Consider the following 14,654-nt stretch of genomic DNA (forward strand, 5'->3'; position numbering starts at 1 on the left):
TCATCTCGTTCAGTACGGCAAGAAAATCTTATGGTTGTAGAAAATAGGAAATATGTCTGAAAAAACGTTTTAAGTGGTTCAAATTCATCCATTCTCATAGGCTGTCCCGCCTCGCCGGTGATCTGGAACCACCGTGGCCGGTGCAGCCGCGGTTCTTCGGGACCGGCTCCGCTCCGCCCCTTCGGTTGATCGTCAGGTCACCAAGGTGCGCGTCAGTGCCTTGACCTTTCCAGTCGACTTCGCGGCATTTTTCGGTGGCACGGGCAATGCCGGCCAAATTGCCGCTGATGGTCGCGGCGGAATCGGCGATGGCCCGTGTGATGTGGCCGAGGTCATCATTCACCGCGCGTCCGATGTCGACGCGGTTCAGCCGCTCCTACAGGATGAGCCTGAACTCCGGATGTACTGCCCTATTCTGAACGGATTGACTCTGTTGTGTTTGCTTTTTTATGGAACGGCCGCGGTACGAAAATTACCAAGCAAGCCGTCGATTCCTTGCTGACCGTGCATTCCAATTCTGAACCGCACTGTTCTCGCCATGCGGAACACCATGGCGCCAAGTGGCTTGATCGCAGTGACCAGTCGCAGGATTAATAAGTTTACTAGGAAACCAATACAGTGCAGTTTATAGGCAACCACAGGGGGAACTGTTGGCCGAAACGAACGTCAGCCCGCTCGACGCGCATCTCGGCTATTGGCTGCGCTTCGTGTCGAACCATGTGTCCCATGCCTTTGCCGCGAAGTTGGCGGGGCGAGGGGTGACCGTCGCCGAATGGGTCGTGTTGCGCGACCTCTATGGCCAGGACGGCATGGCGCCCAGCCTGCTCGCCGACCGGTTGGGCATGACGCGGGGTGCGATCTCGAAACTGGCCGACCGCCTCGCCGCCAAAGGGCTGCTGACCCAGACCGCCGACCCTGACGACCGCCGTTACCAGACGCTGGCTCTCACCCCGGAAGGCCGGGCGCTGGTGCCGGACCTGTCCGCCCTGGCGGACCGCAACGACGCCGAGTTCTTCGGGCACCTGGACCCCGCCGAACGGGCGCGGGTCGAGGACACATTGAAGGGCGTCGTCCGCCGGATGGGGCTGCGCTCCGTTCCCATCGATTGACCGCGACGCTCACGCTCGCAGGGAGAAAACGTCATGGACTCCAAAATTACAGCCATCCTGCAAGAGTGCAGCCGCGCGTCGGACGAGGAGCGCATCACCTTCCCCAAGGTCGTCGCGGCGCTGGCCGTCGCGGGGGTGGAGCGTTACCACACGGACCTCGTACGGGCGGAGACGACCTACTATTTCCCGGACGGGACGACGGAGCGGGTGGAAACCCGGCCCGCCGCCCTGCCGCCGGCCACGGACTTCTCGGCGGAAAGCGTGGAATCCGCCGTCCGCGCCATTCAGGCCGGAACGATCCGCTACGGCGGCTTTTGCGAGCGTGTGCTGCGTGCCGGTTGCGCCGGTTGGACGGTCAGCATCCTGGGCCGGCGGGTCGTCTATTACGGCCGGAGTGGCGACAGCCACACCGAGTGGTTCCCCGGCGCCCGCTGACGCCGCTCCGGCATTCCCGCCGTCACCAGCCCAGGCGGCGGGACAGCACGGGGCCGAGATCACCGCGCCATTCCTTCAACTCGGCCTCCGCGCGCTCGACCGCCCGCTGGTCGCGGTAGCGCTTGAGCGCGCGGTTCGCGTCGCCGCGCGCCTCCATGGCGGCCAAGCGCTTGGCCACCTCCGGCTCCGATGCCACGGCTTGGCGCCAGCGCTCCAGCCGCACTTCCGCGACCGCGTCAACGATGGGTTGAAGCGCCGGCATGCGGCCCAGCTTCTTCACGCCGGGCGCCAGCCGGGCGGCGGCGGCGGCGGCGGCCTCCTTGGGAATGCGCGGGAAGGCCCGTTGCACCGCCTTGGTGAGTGCGTCCTTGATGTCGTCGCCGCGCTGCTTCGCCTCGGCACCCCGGCTCACCCGCGCGGCTGCGCGCGCCTGTTTCTTGGCGTGCCAGGACAGGATGCCGTCCGCGATCTCCCGTGCGTCGACATCAAGCCAGACGACGCTTCCCGCGCCATCCGCGAGCAGGGTCTTCACCTCGTCGGGAAGCTCGGGGTCGTCCGCGGAGGCCGCTCCGGCGAGACCCAGCGCCTTCAGCGACCGCAGCGAGCGCGCCCGCCCCTCATCGCCAGCCAGCAGCGTGTCCTCTGCCTGCGTTCCGCCGTCCAGCAAGCTGTGCAGAAGTTCCAGGTCACCGTGCGTCCAGCGGCGGGCGGCGGTCAGCCGTTCCACCCGCAGGCGCAGCAGGTCGCGCACCGCCGGGCGTGGGGCGGCCGGAACGCAGCTTTCCACGCGCCACACGCCGCCCTCGAAGCGTGCCACAGCCCATTGCGTGCCGTTCTCGACGGATTGGTCGGTGGGGAAGGCGCCCTCCAGATTCCAACGGTCGCTGGCTCGCAGGCAACCCTCCGGCGGCGCCTGCCACGGTGTTCCCGGCTTGGAATAGAAGCTGGGGGCCACCGGGCTGCGCAGGACGAAACGCCAGCCCGCGACCTCCGCTGCGAGACTGTCGGGCATGGCGGCCGGCCGGGGCGCGTCGCCCAGCTTCAGGAGAGGTTCGGGGGCATTCTGGCTGGGTTGAGAGGCTTCGGGCGACGGGTGTTCTGACGGCATGACGGCTCCTTCCGGCGGCACTGTAGCACAGGGCGGACCAGTGCCTCGCAACTTTAGCCGCGCGTCAACTGATCGTTTCGGAAAGCCGTTTGGAAATTTTCTAAAAGGAAATTCGCAATGCCTGTAGCCAAATCTTGAATTTTCTTCAGAAGATCGCCTAGCCAAAGCGTTTGCAGTCCCTTTGACCAAAATCAAGGAAAGGTATCATCGCCTGGATATGAGTGGATGAATGCTATCCGTTTCCGAGGGCAGGATCGTGCGATTATTTTCCATCAAGGTCATTCTACCGGTGATTGTCTGTGGGCTTGCCCTCCTGGGAATTTTCATGGCGGGCGACGCAGCGTTCACGGCCCTTCGCGGCGTCGAGGCGGCTTCGGCCTACCGGAACGTCAATCAGGTGGCCGGCGGCTTGGTCGCCGCCGCCGGCGAGTTCGCCCTCGAACGGGGCGCGACCAACGGAGCGCTGAACGGCTCGACTCCGATTCCTTCCGAACGGCGTGCCCGGCTGCAACAGCGCCGCGATGCCGCCGACGCTGCGTTGCGCACCGCGCTGGATGCACTGCCCACCATTCCTGAAATGGTTCCGCATGGTGCGCGACTGAACGAGGTGGAGGCATCGTTGGCCTCCTTCCGGAACTATCGGCGTGGGGTGGACGAGGCGTTGGCCCGCGATGCCGGCGAGCGGACGCCGGACGTGGTGTCGGGCTTCGGCGGCACGATCACCGCTCATATCGAACGGGTCGGCGCCCTGCGCCTGCTGCTGGAGGCGGTCGCTCCTCCACCGAAACCGGAGACGCTGCAACTTGTCCAGCTGCGTGGCTACGCGGCGGACATGGCCGAACACGCCGGGCGGGAGCGCGCGCTGTTCAGCGCCCTCGTCGCCGGCAGCCGGCCGGTCGCTCCCGATCAGGCCGAAGCCCTGGCGAAGTCCCGCGGGCGGCTGGAACAGGCGTGGGATGGCATCCGCGCGCTGCGCACCCGGCCGGACATCACGCCCGACCTCGCGCGGGCCATCGATGGGGTCGAGGTCGCGTATTTCCAAGCGTTCGCCGAGACCCGGCAGGAGGTGCTGAAGGGCGGTGCCGATGGCCGCTACCCGCTGACCTCCGACGAATGGATGGGCCGGGCGACGGTGGGCATCGATTCCATCCTCACACTGGCCGGAACGGTGGGTGCGGCCATCGACGCGGCGGTCGCGGGGACCGCGGAGAAGGCGCGATCCGACCTGCTCGTCAGCCTCGCCGTCTTCACGCTCAGCTTGCTTCTGGGGGTGGGGGGATCGCTGCTGGTGATCCGGCGGGTCGTCCGACCGCTGACGGCAATGACCGGGGCCATGCGGCGGCTGGCCGACGGCGACCTAGCGGTGACTATTCCCGGCACCGGGCGCCGTGACGAGATCGGCGCCATGGCGCAGGCCGTCGAAATCTTCCAGGAGCACGCCGTTGCACGCGAGCGGTTGGAGGCGGAGCAGCGGCGCGAGCTGGAGGCGCGCGAGCGGCGGGCGGTCGTGCTGGACCGGCTGACCCGTGGCTTCGAAGCCAAGGTGAGCGGGCTGGTCGGCACGCTGTCCTCCGCCGCGACGGAGATGGAGGCGACCGCCGGCTCCATGTCCACGGCGGCTCAGCAGACCAACCAGCAGTCCTTCGCCGTGGCCGCGGCGTCGGAACAGGCCTCCACCAACGTGCAGACCGTAGCGGCGGCAACCGAACAGCTCACCGCCTCCATCCGGGAGATCGGCAACCGCGCCGCCCAGTCGCAGGCGATCACGACGCGGGCCGTCGCGGACGCCCGGCGGACGGACGAGACGGTGCGGCTGATGGCGGGTTGCGCCCAGCGCATCGGCGAGGTGGTCGGGCTGATCCAGGCAATCTCCAGCCAGACCAATCTGCTGGCGCTCAACGCCACCATCGAGGCCGCCCGCGCCGGCGACGCCGGCAAGGGCTTCGCCGTCGTGGCGCATGAGGTGAAGACGTTGGCGAGCCAGACCGCCCAGGCGACCGACGACATCGCGGCGCAGATCGTCCAGGTGCAGACCGTCACGCGCGACGCCGTCGCGGCGATCCAGGACATCGCCGGGGTGATCGGCGAGGTGAACGAGATCGCCACGGCCATCGCCGCCGCGGTGGAAGAGCAGGGCGCCGCCACCCAGGAGATCACCCGCAACGTCCAGCAGGCGGCCGTCGGCACGCAGGAGGTCGCGTCCAACATCGCCGGCGTTCAGCAGGCGGCCAACGACACCGGTACGGCGGCGTCCCATGTGCTGAGCGCGGCCCAGGAGCTGTCGCAGCAGGCGGAGCGGCTGACCGGCGAGGTCGGCGAATTCCTCACCGGCGTCCGCAGCGCCTGACCGCTCCGAATGTCCTGACGCTGCTCAGTGGTGGGCGGACTCCTCCCCGGCGCCGTCCTGACCGAAGCTGTGCAGGATGCGGGCGAAGCTGGTGGCGCCGGCGCTGCGCATGGGAACGAAGGGCTTGCCCATGCGGCGGCACAGCCCCTTAACCCGCAGGCAGGCGTCGTGGCTGACGCAGTCGACCGGGCAGACCACCACGTCGGCGCGCTCGACCAGCCCTTCCAGGCAGCGGGTCGTCTGTTCGAACCCGCCGTCATGGTGAAGCAGGCAGCCGTTGCGGGTCTCCACCGCCGCCCGCAGGTGGGGCAGGCTCTTGGTCCGTCCGCCCACATAGAGGATGGCCCGCCCGCCGAGGTCGGTCGGGGCGTTCGTCCCGGCGGCGGCGGTGCGGCGGAGTTGCGCGGCCGGCGGGTCGAGCAGGCGGCGCAGCCGCTCGACTTCGGCCTCGGCGTGGCGGGCGCGCATGCGCTCGCTGGCGACGCGGCGGTGCAGGGCGTCCATGGTGCGCAGCAGACGCGCCTGGCCCGGCGCCCGGACCGACGGGGTTTTCGGAGCGTTGGGCGTTTCCGGAACCGCGGGTGCGGCCCGCTGGGCGGCGAGCTGCGCCTCCAGCTCCCGAATACGGGCATCCTTCTCGGCGACGCGTTCTCCGGCGGCGCGTTCCTGCTTCGCCAGCCGGGCGGTCAGCTCCTCGCAGCGCCGGACCAGATCGCGGTTCTCCCGCAATTGGCGCCGGTTCTCACCCCCCATGATGTGGGAGAGCATGTGCACGTCGGCGAAAGCGCGCACCCGCACGGCGTCGGGCATGGCGCCGTGGCTCAGCACGCCCCAGTAGGCGGCGGCGACGTCGCCCGAGGCCACCGCGGTGGTCCACAGGGCCATCCAGCCCTCTTCGGTCGTCTCGCGGGCAAAGCGCTTCACCGCGACGGCGAAGGTCTCGTCCAGCCGCTTGTGCATCAGCCGGGCTTCCGGCCCGTCCTCCGCGGCCTTCTCCACGAAATAGCGGTGGATGTCGTAGGGGCGGGCGTCCGCCGTGGGGACCAGCTTCAGCCGCCGGCACAGCCACGCCACGTCCTCCGACGACAGGCAGGTGCCCACGATGGAGCAATGATACTCCGTGGGAATCGTCCACAGCTTCCGGCGCTTGGCCTGTCCCAGTACGCAGGATGGCACGGTCTTCCGACAACGCTCACACATCGTCTCCGCCCCCGATTGGCTTCGGCTGTTGGGTGTCCGGTTCCGTCCGGAGCCAAGCGGGGCCGTGGAGCGGAACATGCTCCACTAATAATGCGATTCATTCGCATTTGCAAATGAAGAGCGACGCGGGTTCGCTCCTGGGGAGGCGGCTCAGGCCGGGAGAATGCGCTCGATCATCAGCCGGCGTGTGATTCCGTCCGCGTCGCTGTACGGCATGTGGGCCCCCTCCCGGAGACCGAGCAAGGCCACCCCCAGCGGCGAGGCGACGGTGATCTGGTCGTCCTTGGGCGATTGGTCCGGGTAGACCAGTTCACCCCATTCGGGCGGCATGCCGTCGTCGCGGCGGAACAGCACCCGGCTGCCCATGCGCACGATCGTCCGCGGGAGGTCGCCTTCCGGACGGACGATCGCCCGCTCCAACTCCCGCGACAGGAACGCCGAGACCTCCGGGGCCTGCACGGCCAGCCGGTCCATGGCCCGCAGCAGGCGGCCGTACTCCATGCGTCCGATCCAGATCAGCGGCCGGTCGGTTCCCTCGGTCATCGATGCGTCCTCGACTGCGCGGCGGCGTGATTCAAATCCCGGATGAACTCTCGCCCACGGGCATTGTCCGCGGCCATCCGTATGATTACGGAGCGCAAGGCGCAGATCGGCCTGTAAAAAATTTATCGTTGTTTTGCAGCGTGTTACGGGATTTCCGTAGTAATACGGATATTTTGATCCGGGTTATTCCCCAGTAGAAAAGGCCGTCATATGCCTAAGGGGAAGTGAGCAGAACCTTCCGGGAAGGAGATGCGGCCAACCTTCGGTGCTCCTGACCGAAACCATGGGGAAAAGGAATGGACGATCTGCTTTCGGGGGCGCTGAGCCGCCTGGATGAAGCCGCCAAGCACGTCGAGGTGGATTCCGAGGTTCTCGAGAAACTGAAATATGCCAAGGAGACGCTGAGCGTCCGCCTGTCCGTGCGCATGGACGACGGTTCGCGGCGCTCCTTCCCGGCGTGGCGGTGCCGCTACGACGACACGCGCGGCCCGACCAAGGGCGGCATCCGCTTCCACCCGAGTTCCAACGTGGAGGAAGTGACCACGCTGGCCTTCTGGATGACCTTCAAGTGCGCGGTGATGAACCTGCCCTATGGCGGGGGCAAGGGCGCAGTGAAGGTCGATCCGCACAGCCTGTCCAAGTCGGAGCTGGAGCGTCTGTCGCGGGCCTATGTCCAGGCCTTCGCCGGCATGATCGGACCCGACCGCGACATCCCGGCGCCGGACGTCTACACCAACTCCATGATCATGGGGTGGATGGCCGACGAGTACAGCTCCATCGTCCGCCAGCCGAGCCCGGCGGTCATCACCGGCAAGCCGCTGCCGCTCGGCGGTTCGCTCGGGCGCGACGACGCGACCGCGCGCGGCGGCTACTACCTCATCAAGCATCTGGAAGAGGATCTGCGCCTGTCCGGATCGGCCCGCCGGGTGGTGATCCAGGGTTACGGCAACGCCGGCTTCCACATCGCCCGCCTGCTGCACGCGGACGGCTACCGCATCGTCGGCCTGTCCGATTCCCGCGGCGCCATCGTCTGCGAGGACGGGCTGGACCCGCAGGCCGTGCAGACGGCCAAGGAGCGCGGCGGCTCGGTGACCGCCTACACCGCAAACGGCGCCCGTGCGGTGACCAGCGACGAGCTGCTGGGCACCGATTGCGAGATCCTTGTCCCCGCGGCGCTGGAGGATCAGATCCACAAGGGCAACGCCGGACTCATCAAGGCCCGCGTCGTCCTGGAACTCGCCAACGGCCCGATCACGCCGGACGCCGACCGCATCCTGAACGAGTCCGGCGTCATCGTCCTGCCCGACATCCTGGCGAACGCCGGCGGCGTGACGGTGTCCTACTTCGAGTGGGTGCAGAACCGCCAGGGCTACTATTGGGGCCTCGACGAGATTCACGAGCGCCTTCGCGTGATCATGGAGACCGAGGGCCGCCGGGTCTGGGACATGGGCACGGCCAGACGCATCCCGATGCGCACGGCGGCCTACGCCCACGCGCTGGAGCGGCTGTCGAACGCCATCGCCGCGCACGGAACGCAGCCGTTCTTCGTCGGCTGATCCGTGCGTCGCGGGGACGGGGGCCCGCCGGGCTCCCCGTCCACCGCATGGGCGTCCATGCGATGGGCGAACGGGCCGGGGGGACGTGTATAGTCCGTGCCTCGTCCACCCGCGCCGTTCCGCCCTTGCAGCCCGAAAGACTGTTTTGAGATGCCTTTTCCATCCGCCAGCCGTGCATCGGGAGCGCCGGCCATCCTGACCGGCCGGGACATGGTCCTGCTGTCCCTTGCCTTCCTGGCGGCCTATCTGCCCATCGACTGGCTGACCTTCATCCACCCGCGCCCGAGCCTCAACATCACGCCGTGGAACCCGCCGGCCGGGCTCTACATGGCGCTTCTGCTGTGGACCGGCGCGCGCGGCTTGCCGATGGTCTACGCCACGCTGATCCTCGCCGATCTGGTGGTTCGGGGGCATCCCGCCTCGATCGCCTCGCTGCTGCTCTCGAATCTCGCCATCGTCGCCGGCTACGGGGCCGCAGCCCATGTGTTGCGCCACCGGGTGGGGATCGGTCTGGCGTTGAACCGGGTGCGCGATGTCGGCTGGCTGGTCGGCGTCACCTTCCTCAGCGCCGCCGTCGTGGCGCCCGTCTTCGTCGGCGTGTTCGTCCTGGACGGCGCCTTGCCCGCCGCCGACCTGCCGACGCTGGCCTTCCAATACTGGTTGGGCGACGCCATCGGCATCGCCGTGGTCACGCCCTTCGTCCTCCTCCTGCACCGGCCGGACCAGACGCCCGCCTGGAGCATGCCGAACACGCCCACCGCCGCCCAGACGGCCGCCATCGCCGCGGCCCTGCTGCTGGTCTTCCTGCCCATCGGCGACGGTCAGTTCAATCTGTTCTACGTCCTGTTCCTGCCCCTCGTCTGGGTGGCGGTGTCGCACGGCCTGCCGGGCGCAGTCCTGGCGGCCCTGGCCATCCAGAGCGGCTTGATCGCCGGGCTGCAGGCGATCGGCCTTCCCCTGGGCGCGGTGGTCTATCACCAGACGCTGATGCTGGCCCTGGCCATCACCGCCCTGTTCCTCGGCGCTCTCGTCAGCGAGCGGCGCGAGGTCGAGGCCCGGCTGCGCGAACACCAGGCCGAGTTGGCCCATCTCTCCCGCCTCACGGTGACTGGAGAGATGGCGTCCGCCCTGGCCCACGAGCTGAACCAGCCGCTGCTGGCCGCCATCAGCTACGCGCGGGCCGCCCAGCGCCTGCTGGAGGGCGACGACACGCCGCCGCGCGCCCACGACCTCATCGACAAGGCGGTGATCCAGGCGGAACGCGCAGGCGAGGTCATCCGCGGGCTGCGCACCTTCCTCAGCAAAGGGTCGCTTCAACTGGCGCCGGAACCGGCCAGCGAGATCCTGCGCGAGACGCTGACCCTGGTGCGCGGGGACGCGGCCTACAACCGGGTCCAGCTTCGGGTGGACATGGCCGAGCCGCTTCCCCTCGTGCTGTGCGACCGCATCCAGATCGAGCAGGTTCTCCTCAACCTCGTGCACAACAGCATCGAGGCCATCGCCGCGGCCGACAGCCCGCTGCGCGAGGTCGTCCTGCGTGTCCAAGCCACGCCGCCGGACGGCCTGACCTTCGAGGTCGAGGACAGCGGTCCCGGCGTGTCAGCGGGCATGATTGAGCATCTCTACTCGCCGTTCGCCACCACGAAGCCGGCGGGCATGGGGCTCGGCCTGCCCATCTGCCGCTCGATCGTCGAAAGCCACGGCGGCAGGCTGTGGCTCGGCCGCACCGGTCCGACCGGTTCCGTTTTCCAGGTCTTTCTGCCCGCAGCCCGTTCAGACACCCGGCCGTCCCATGACCCAGACCGATAAAACCTCCACCGGCGAACCGACCGTCTTCATCATCGACGACGACGAGGCGGTCCGCGACGCGCTCTCCGTTCTGGTCGAGGTGGCCGGCCTGTCCGTGCGCACCTTCGTCAACGCGTTGGAGTTCCTGCACCGCTACAGCCCGGAGCAGCCGGGTTGCGTGGTGGCCGACCTCCGTATGCCCTTCATGGATGGGCTGGAGCTTCAGGAGGAGCTGTCCCGGCGCGGCTGCGGCCTGCCGGTCATCATCATCACCGCCCATGGCGAGGTGAGTTCCGCCGTCACCGCCTTCCGGTCCGGAGCGGTCGATTTCCTGGAGAAGCCGTTCGACGACGGCGTCTTCCTGCGCCGCGTCCACGAGGCCTTGCAGCGCGACGCCCACCAGCGCCGGGACCGTTCCGCCGCGGAGTCCGCCCTGGCGAAGCTGGCCCTGCTCAGCCCCCGCGAACGGGATGTCGCGGCGCTGATGGTGGAGGGTTGCGCCAACAAAGCCATCGCGATCCGCCTCGGGATCGGCGTTCGCACGGTGGAGACCCACCGGGCGAACATTCTCAGCAAACTCGACATCCGCACGGTTCCGGAACTCATGCGCCTGTGGATGCACATACCGTGATGCGCATCCAGGTGACCGATGCGTGAGCGGTCAAATTCAGCGCAGGAAGTACTGCACCGGCACCACCAGCTCCATGCGGTCCTGCGCCACATCTGGCGGCGGGGCCGGGAGCGGGGAGGCGCGCTCGACCAGGGCGATCGTCTCCTCGTCCAGCGCCTCGAAGCCAGAGCCCTTGTGCAGCCGTACTGCCAGCACGCGGCCTTGCCGGTCGAGCGTGATGTGGACCTGCGGAACGCCCTGCTGGCGCCGCATCTGGGCGATGCGGGGGTAGCGCTTGTAACGTTCCAGATGGCCGAGCACGGCGCCGTGCCATGTGGGCAATGCGTTGCTGTTGCGCACCACCGGCGCGGCCTGGGCCGGAGCGCCCGAGGGCGGGGCGGCGGCGGGGGCGGCGTTGGCCGGGGCCTCGGTCACCGGCTTGGGCTGGGCCTGCGGCTGCGGACGCGGCTTCGGCGGTTCGGCCTTGGGCTTCGGCTTGGGCTCTTCCTTGGGCTTGGGCTTCGGCTTGGGCGGCGGTTCCGGCAGGGCGACCTCCGCCGGCACGGGCGGGGGCGGCTCCGGGGCGATCTCGGGAATGGGCTCGGGTTCCGGTTCGGGCTCGATCACGGGCTCGGGCGGCAGCTCCGGTTCGGGAAGCATCGATTCCAGCGTCGGCGGCGGCTCGGCGGCCGGCGTTTCCGGTATCGGCGGTAGGTCGAGCATCACCGCAGGCGGCGCGGCCGGAGCTTCCTCCATCGCGACATGCCAGGACAGCGCGGCGAGCGCGATGAGCGCATGGGCGCCCAGCACGACCACCAGACTGCCGCCCCAGCGCGCCAGGGCAGGTGCCGTGCGCTCCTCGCCGTCCGGAAGGTCGTTGGGATCGAAGGTCGCCACGCTCATTTCGCGGACGCGCCTTCCAGCCCGACCAGAGCGATCTTCAGATAGCCGGCGGCGCGCAACGCGTTCATCACCTCGGTCAGCGCGCCGTAATCCACGCTGCGGTCGGCACGCAAGAAGACGCGCGCGCCCTTGTCGCCGTTCGTCACCCCGTCCAGCGCCGCCGCCAGGGCTTCCCGCGCCACCGGCGTGTCGCCCACCGACAGGCTGTTGTCCGCCTGGATGGTCAGGAACAGCGGCTTGTCGGGCCGCGGCTGCGGCTGGGCGGTCGAGGCCGGCAGGTCCACCGGCACGTCCACCGTCGCCAGCGGGGCCGCCACCATGAAGATGATGAGCAGCACGAGCATCACGTCGATGAAGGGCGTGACGTTGATGTCGTGCGACTCGGTGAGATCGTCGCCGTCGTCCAGACGCGCCGCCATGGCCTTACTCCGCCGCCTTGGACACGGCGCGCGGCAGGGCGCGGCGGTCCATGTCGCGGCTCAGCAGCCGCAGCACCGCCGCCGACGAGTCGCCGAGCTGGGCGCGGTAACCGCCGATGGAGCGGGCGAAGCCGTTGTAGATCACCACCGCCGGGATGGCCGCGACGAGGCCGATGGCCGTCGCCAGCAGCGCTTCGGCGATGCCCGGCGCCACCACGGCGAGGTTGGTCGTCTGCGACTTGGCGATGCCGATGAAGCTGACCATGATGCCCCACACCGTGCCGAACAGCCCGACGAAGGGAGCCGTGGAGCCGATGCTGGCGAGGATGCCGGTGCCGCGCATCATACGCCGCCCCTCCGCCGCCTCGATCCGCTCCAGGCGGGAGGCTGCGCGCTCCTTCAGACCCTCTTGCGAGGGGGCGTCGGCGGACTGGTGCGCCTCGGCGATCACGGCGCGCAGGAAGGCGGTGGCCGGGGTCTTTTCGAAGCCGATGCTCTCGGCCGCCTGGGTCAGCGAGCGCGCCTGCTCCAGCGCCGCCAGGGAGGCCCGCGCCTTGCGCTTGGCCTTCGACAGCTCCACCGACTTGGCGAGGAAGATGGTCCAGGTCGCCACCGAGGCCAGCGCCAACCCGATCATCACCGCCTGCACCACCGGGCTCGCCGCCATGAACATGCCCCAGGGGGACAGGTCGTGCGGCAGCGTCGCCGTCGCGGCGGTCAGATGCTCGACCGCTCCCGCCGCAGCGTCCGGGGCGGCCAGAGCGTCGGCGGCGGGCGCCGTCACAGGCGCCGTCATGGGCGCTGCCGTGGAGGCCGGTGCCGCGGGAGCGCCGCCGTTGGTTGCGGGGGTGCCCTGCGCCCAGCCAACTCCGCTCGACAGGAAGGTGCCGGCGGCGGCCATCGCGGCGATGGAACGGGTGTGAAGCGCTGTGAACATTGGCGGTTCGAACTTCTTTGCGGCTGACTTCCTTCCTGTATAGTGCGAACGACTCTCATTTGCACCCATAAAGTGCTATATTGCTGCCATGCGACAAATGGGCGGCACGCCGGTTGTTCACGGCGTGACATGTGAACCGCAAGGGAAGATTGCGATGCCCAAGGTCCGTACCGTATCGGAACATGGCAGTTTCCGGCTCGTCGAGCGGGGCGGCTGCTACGCCGTGATCGAGGCGCGTGACGGCCAAATCTACGGTCTCCACGGGGAGGCGGGCGACCGTCCCAGCGCGCCGGACCGTCCGGACGCCGCCGAAGCCGTCGTCGCTCCCGGCGACTGGAACGTCGAGGATGTGGCCCGCCGCCGCTTCGAGGAACTCACCGCCCGCGGCGAGGAGCTGGCCCGCAAAATCTGGTGATCCGCATCGGGTGACCCGCTCGGTTCAGAAGGCCTGGATCGCCTTTAAGGAGACCGTCCGCCACCGGGCGTCGGCATCCTTCAGCATGGTCTGGATATGCCCGATGTGCACCTGCCCGTAGAGGATCAGGATGTTGCGGTCCGGTTCGGCCTTGATGGCCGCCACCACCTTATCCTCGCGCAGGGTGGTCAGCGCGGGCGGCAGGGCGTCGCGCACCATGGAGCCCGACGCGGTGGTCGCCAGCATGATGCGGATGGCGGCCTGGACGCGCCGCTGCACCCAGCCCGGCAGCGTGTCGTACTCGTTCCGGAGCTGCGCCAGATCGATGGTTTCCGGATCGGCCTCGTCCGGATCGCCGGGGGGCAGGGCGGCCAGCAGTTGCGACAGGGTGACGTCGACGTTGCGGGCGTCCGGTCCCGGCGGGCCGATCAGGGCGCGGTTGTCCTGAAGCACCAGCCCGTCGCCGAGCAGGCTCGCCATCATCTCGTAGGGATGCTGCTTGCTGTCCGGGTTCCAGTCCGCCCCCAGCCGGCGCAGCACGTCGGCCACCCCGGCGGGGTTGGAGGAATCGTCGGGACGGACCTCCTCGTAGAAGACCAGCCAACCTTCTTGCCGCCGCTGTGCGATGTGGCGGGCGATCCCGCTGTAGAAATCCGGCTTGGCGACATGGACCATGCCCTGCATCTCCACCTGCCGCCGCCCGTCGCTCATCACGACTCGGGACAGTTCCAGGGGGATGTGGTCGGCGATCACCGGCAGGGCGGCCACCACCCCCACGGTCAGGGTGACGAGGCCGCCGGCGAGGATGCCGACGGCGATCAGGGTGGTTCGAAGAGCGCGCTTCATGCCCCGACGCTGGCACGAAAAAGGGGCGGGGGCAACCGCATCCGGCCAAGACGCCGAACCTTACACCCCGACTTCCACCGCGGCGTTGACGATGTAGATCATCTCGTTGCGGTCGTTCTTGTCGGCCAGGAAGATGCCGCTGGGCGCCAGCATGCCGCCGGACACCACGTTGAACGACACCTGCCCGTAGGGGAAGACGGCCCGCACAGCCTCCAGGTCCAGGCGGTCGGCGTCCGCGGGGACGGCGAGGTGGACGCGGACCTGCATCCGGCTGGTGTCGCCATCGACCAGCGCGCGCATGCCGGGCATGGAGTTGCGCTCGATGGCGTTGCGCACGGCGCGCACCGCGGCCTTGGTTACGTCCTGCCCATGCAGATCGGCGCCCATGCCGAGTTCGACGAACATCACCTGCTTCATGGTCGTGGGGCCCTCCTCGTT

At 68.7% G+C, this 14,654-nt stretch carries 16 protein-coding genes; 8 read left to right on the plus strand and 8 right to left on the minus strand.

All coding sequences use genetic code 11. From position 1 onward, the window contains the following. Positions 1-133: 133 nt before the first annotated feature. From AMK58_RS30650 to AMK58_RS22805, 3 genes are all read left to right on the plus strand, one after another. Complete coding sequence (locus tag AMK58_RS30650; protein WP_137165246.1) at positions 134-502, plus strand: hypothetical protein; 369 nt, start codon at positions 134-136, stop codon at positions 500-502. A gap of 148 nt (positions 503-650) precedes the next feature. Next, positions 651-1,109 (plus strand): MarR family winged helix-turn-helix transcriptional regulator, encoded by a 459-nt coding sequence (locus AMK58_RS22800; RefSeq protein ID WP_035679514.1) that lies wholly within the window; start codon positions 651-653, stop codon positions 1,107-1,109. A gap of 33 nt (positions 1,110-1,142) precedes the next feature. Next, positions 1,143-1,544 carry a DUF1398 domain-containing protein gene (locus AMK58_RS22805; RefSeq protein ID WP_035679512.1) on the plus strand — a complete coding sequence of 134 codons (402 nt, stop codon included), beginning with the start codon at positions 1,143-1,145 and terminating at the stop codon, positions 1,542-1,544. 22 nt (positions 1,545-1,566) lie between these two features. Here AMK58_RS22805 and AMK58_RS22810 read toward each other — a convergent pair whose 3' ends face one another. After that, positions 1,567-2,652 (minus strand): hypothetical protein, encoded by a 1,086-nt coding sequence (locus AMK58_RS22810; RefSeq protein WP_035679510.1) that lies wholly within the window; start codon positions 2,650-2,652, stop codon positions 1,567-1,569. 325 nt (positions 2,653-2,977) lie between these two features. Here AMK58_RS22810 and AMK58_RS22815 point away from each other — a divergent pair, with 325 nt between their 5' ends. Then, complete coding sequence (locus tag AMK58_RS22815) at positions 2,978-4,999, plus strand: methyl-accepting chemotaxis protein (RefSeq protein ID WP_059399498.1); 2,022 nt, start codon at positions 2,978-2,980, stop codon at positions 4,997-4,999. A gap of 24 nt (positions 5,000-5,023) precedes the next feature. Here AMK58_RS22815 and AMK58_RS31495 read toward each other — a convergent pair whose 3' ends face one another. Beyond that, positions 5,024-6,175 (minus strand): DUF2325 domain-containing protein, encoded by a 1,152-nt coding sequence (locus AMK58_RS31495; protein ID WP_059399499.1) that lies wholly within the window; start codon positions 6,173-6,175, stop codon positions 5,024-5,026. A 174-nt stretch (positions 6,176-6,349) separates the two neighbouring features. Next, entirely contained in the window at positions 6,350-6,742 is a 393-nt protein-coding gene (locus AMK58_RS22825; protein ID WP_051140680.1) for a GreA/GreB family elongation factor, read from the minus strand. A gap of 296 nt (positions 6,743-7,038) precedes the next feature. Between AMK58_RS22825 and AMK58_RS22830 the strand changes: the two genes are divergently transcribed. The 3 genes from AMK58_RS22830 (at position 7,039) to AMK58_RS22840 (ending at position 10,717) form a co-directional block, all read left to right on the plus strand. Next, positions 7,039-8,298 carry a Glu/Leu/Phe/Val family dehydrogenase gene (locus tag AMK58_RS22830; RefSeq protein WP_035679506.1) on the plus strand — a complete coding sequence of 420 codons (1,260 nt, stop codon included), beginning with the start codon at positions 7,039-7,041 and terminating at the stop codon, positions 8,296-8,298. A gap of 150 nt (positions 8,299-8,448) precedes the next feature. Further along, positions 8,449-10,107, plus strand: coding sequence for an ATP-binding protein (locus tag AMK58_RS22835; RefSeq protein WP_236778343.1), 1,659 nt, complete (start codon positions 8,449-8,451; stop codon positions 10,105-10,107). Beyond that, a complete protein-coding gene (locus AMK58_RS22840; protein ID WP_035679504.1) occupies positions 10,091-10,717 on the plus strand; it encodes a response regulator transcription factor in 627 nt (208 codons plus the stop codon). The genes AMK58_RS22835 and AMK58_RS22840 overlap by 17 nt, the downstream gene beginning before the upstream one ends. Positions 10,718-10,753: 36 nt before the next feature. Here AMK58_RS22840 and AMK58_RS22845 read toward each other — a convergent pair whose 3' ends face one another. From AMK58_RS22845 to exbB, 3 genes are read right to left on the minus strand one after another with little or no spacing between them, the layout of a single operon-like run. Further along, positions 10,754-11,599 carry an energy transducer TonB gene (locus tag AMK58_RS22845; RefSeq protein ID WP_051140678.1) on the minus strand — a complete coding sequence of 282 codons (846 nt, stop codon included), beginning with the start codon at positions 11,597-11,599 and terminating at the stop codon, positions 10,754-10,756. Beyond that, complete coding sequence (gene exbD, locus AMK58_RS22850; RefSeq protein ID WP_035679503.1) at positions 11,596-12,018, minus strand: TonB system transport protein ExbD; 423 nt, start codon at positions 12,016-12,018, stop codon at positions 11,596-11,598. Before exbD ends, AMK58_RS22845 begins: the two co-directional genes overlap by 4 nt. Before the next feature lie 4 nt (positions 12,019-12,022). Then, positions 12,023-12,955: a tonB-system energizer ExbB gene (gene exbB, locus AMK58_RS22855; RefSeq protein WP_051140677.1), complete on the minus strand. Its 933-nt coding sequence runs from the start codon at positions 12,953-12,955 to the stop codon at positions 12,023-12,025. Positions 12,956-13,109: 154 nt separating this feature from the next. Here exbB and AMK58_RS22860 point away from each other — a divergent pair, with 154 nt between their 5' ends. Beyond that, on the plus strand, positions 13,110-13,370 hold the full coding sequence (locus AMK58_RS22860; protein WP_035679500.1) for a hypothetical protein: 261 nt from the start codon (positions 13,110-13,112) through the stop codon (positions 13,368-13,370). A 24-nt stretch (positions 13,371-13,394) separates the two neighbouring features. On the opposite strand, the gene AMK58_RS22865 is transcribed toward AMK58_RS22860, so the two are convergent. Both AMK58_RS22865 and AMK58_RS22870 read right to left on the minus strand, forming a co-directional pair. After that, positions 13,395-14,216, minus strand: coding sequence for a hypothetical protein (locus tag AMK58_RS22865; RefSeq protein ID WP_035679499.1), 822 nt, complete (start codon positions 14,214-14,216; stop codon positions 13,395-13,397). A 60-nt stretch (positions 14,217-14,276) separates the two neighbouring features. Continuing rightward, the gene (locus AMK58_RS22870) at positions 14,277-14,633 is read right to left on the minus strand and encodes a Lin0512 family protein (RefSeq protein WP_014241764.1); all 357 of its coding nucleotides are present in this window, start codon (positions 14,631-14,633) and stop codon (positions 14,277-14,279) included. Between the last annotated feature and the right edge of the window lie 21 nt (positions 14,634-14,654).

The sequence above is a fragment of the Azospirillum brasilense genome, from assembly GCF_001315015.1.
Classification (GTDB): domain Bacteria; phylum Pseudomonadota; class Alphaproteobacteria; order Azospirillales; family Azospirillaceae; genus Azospirillum; species Azospirillum brasilense.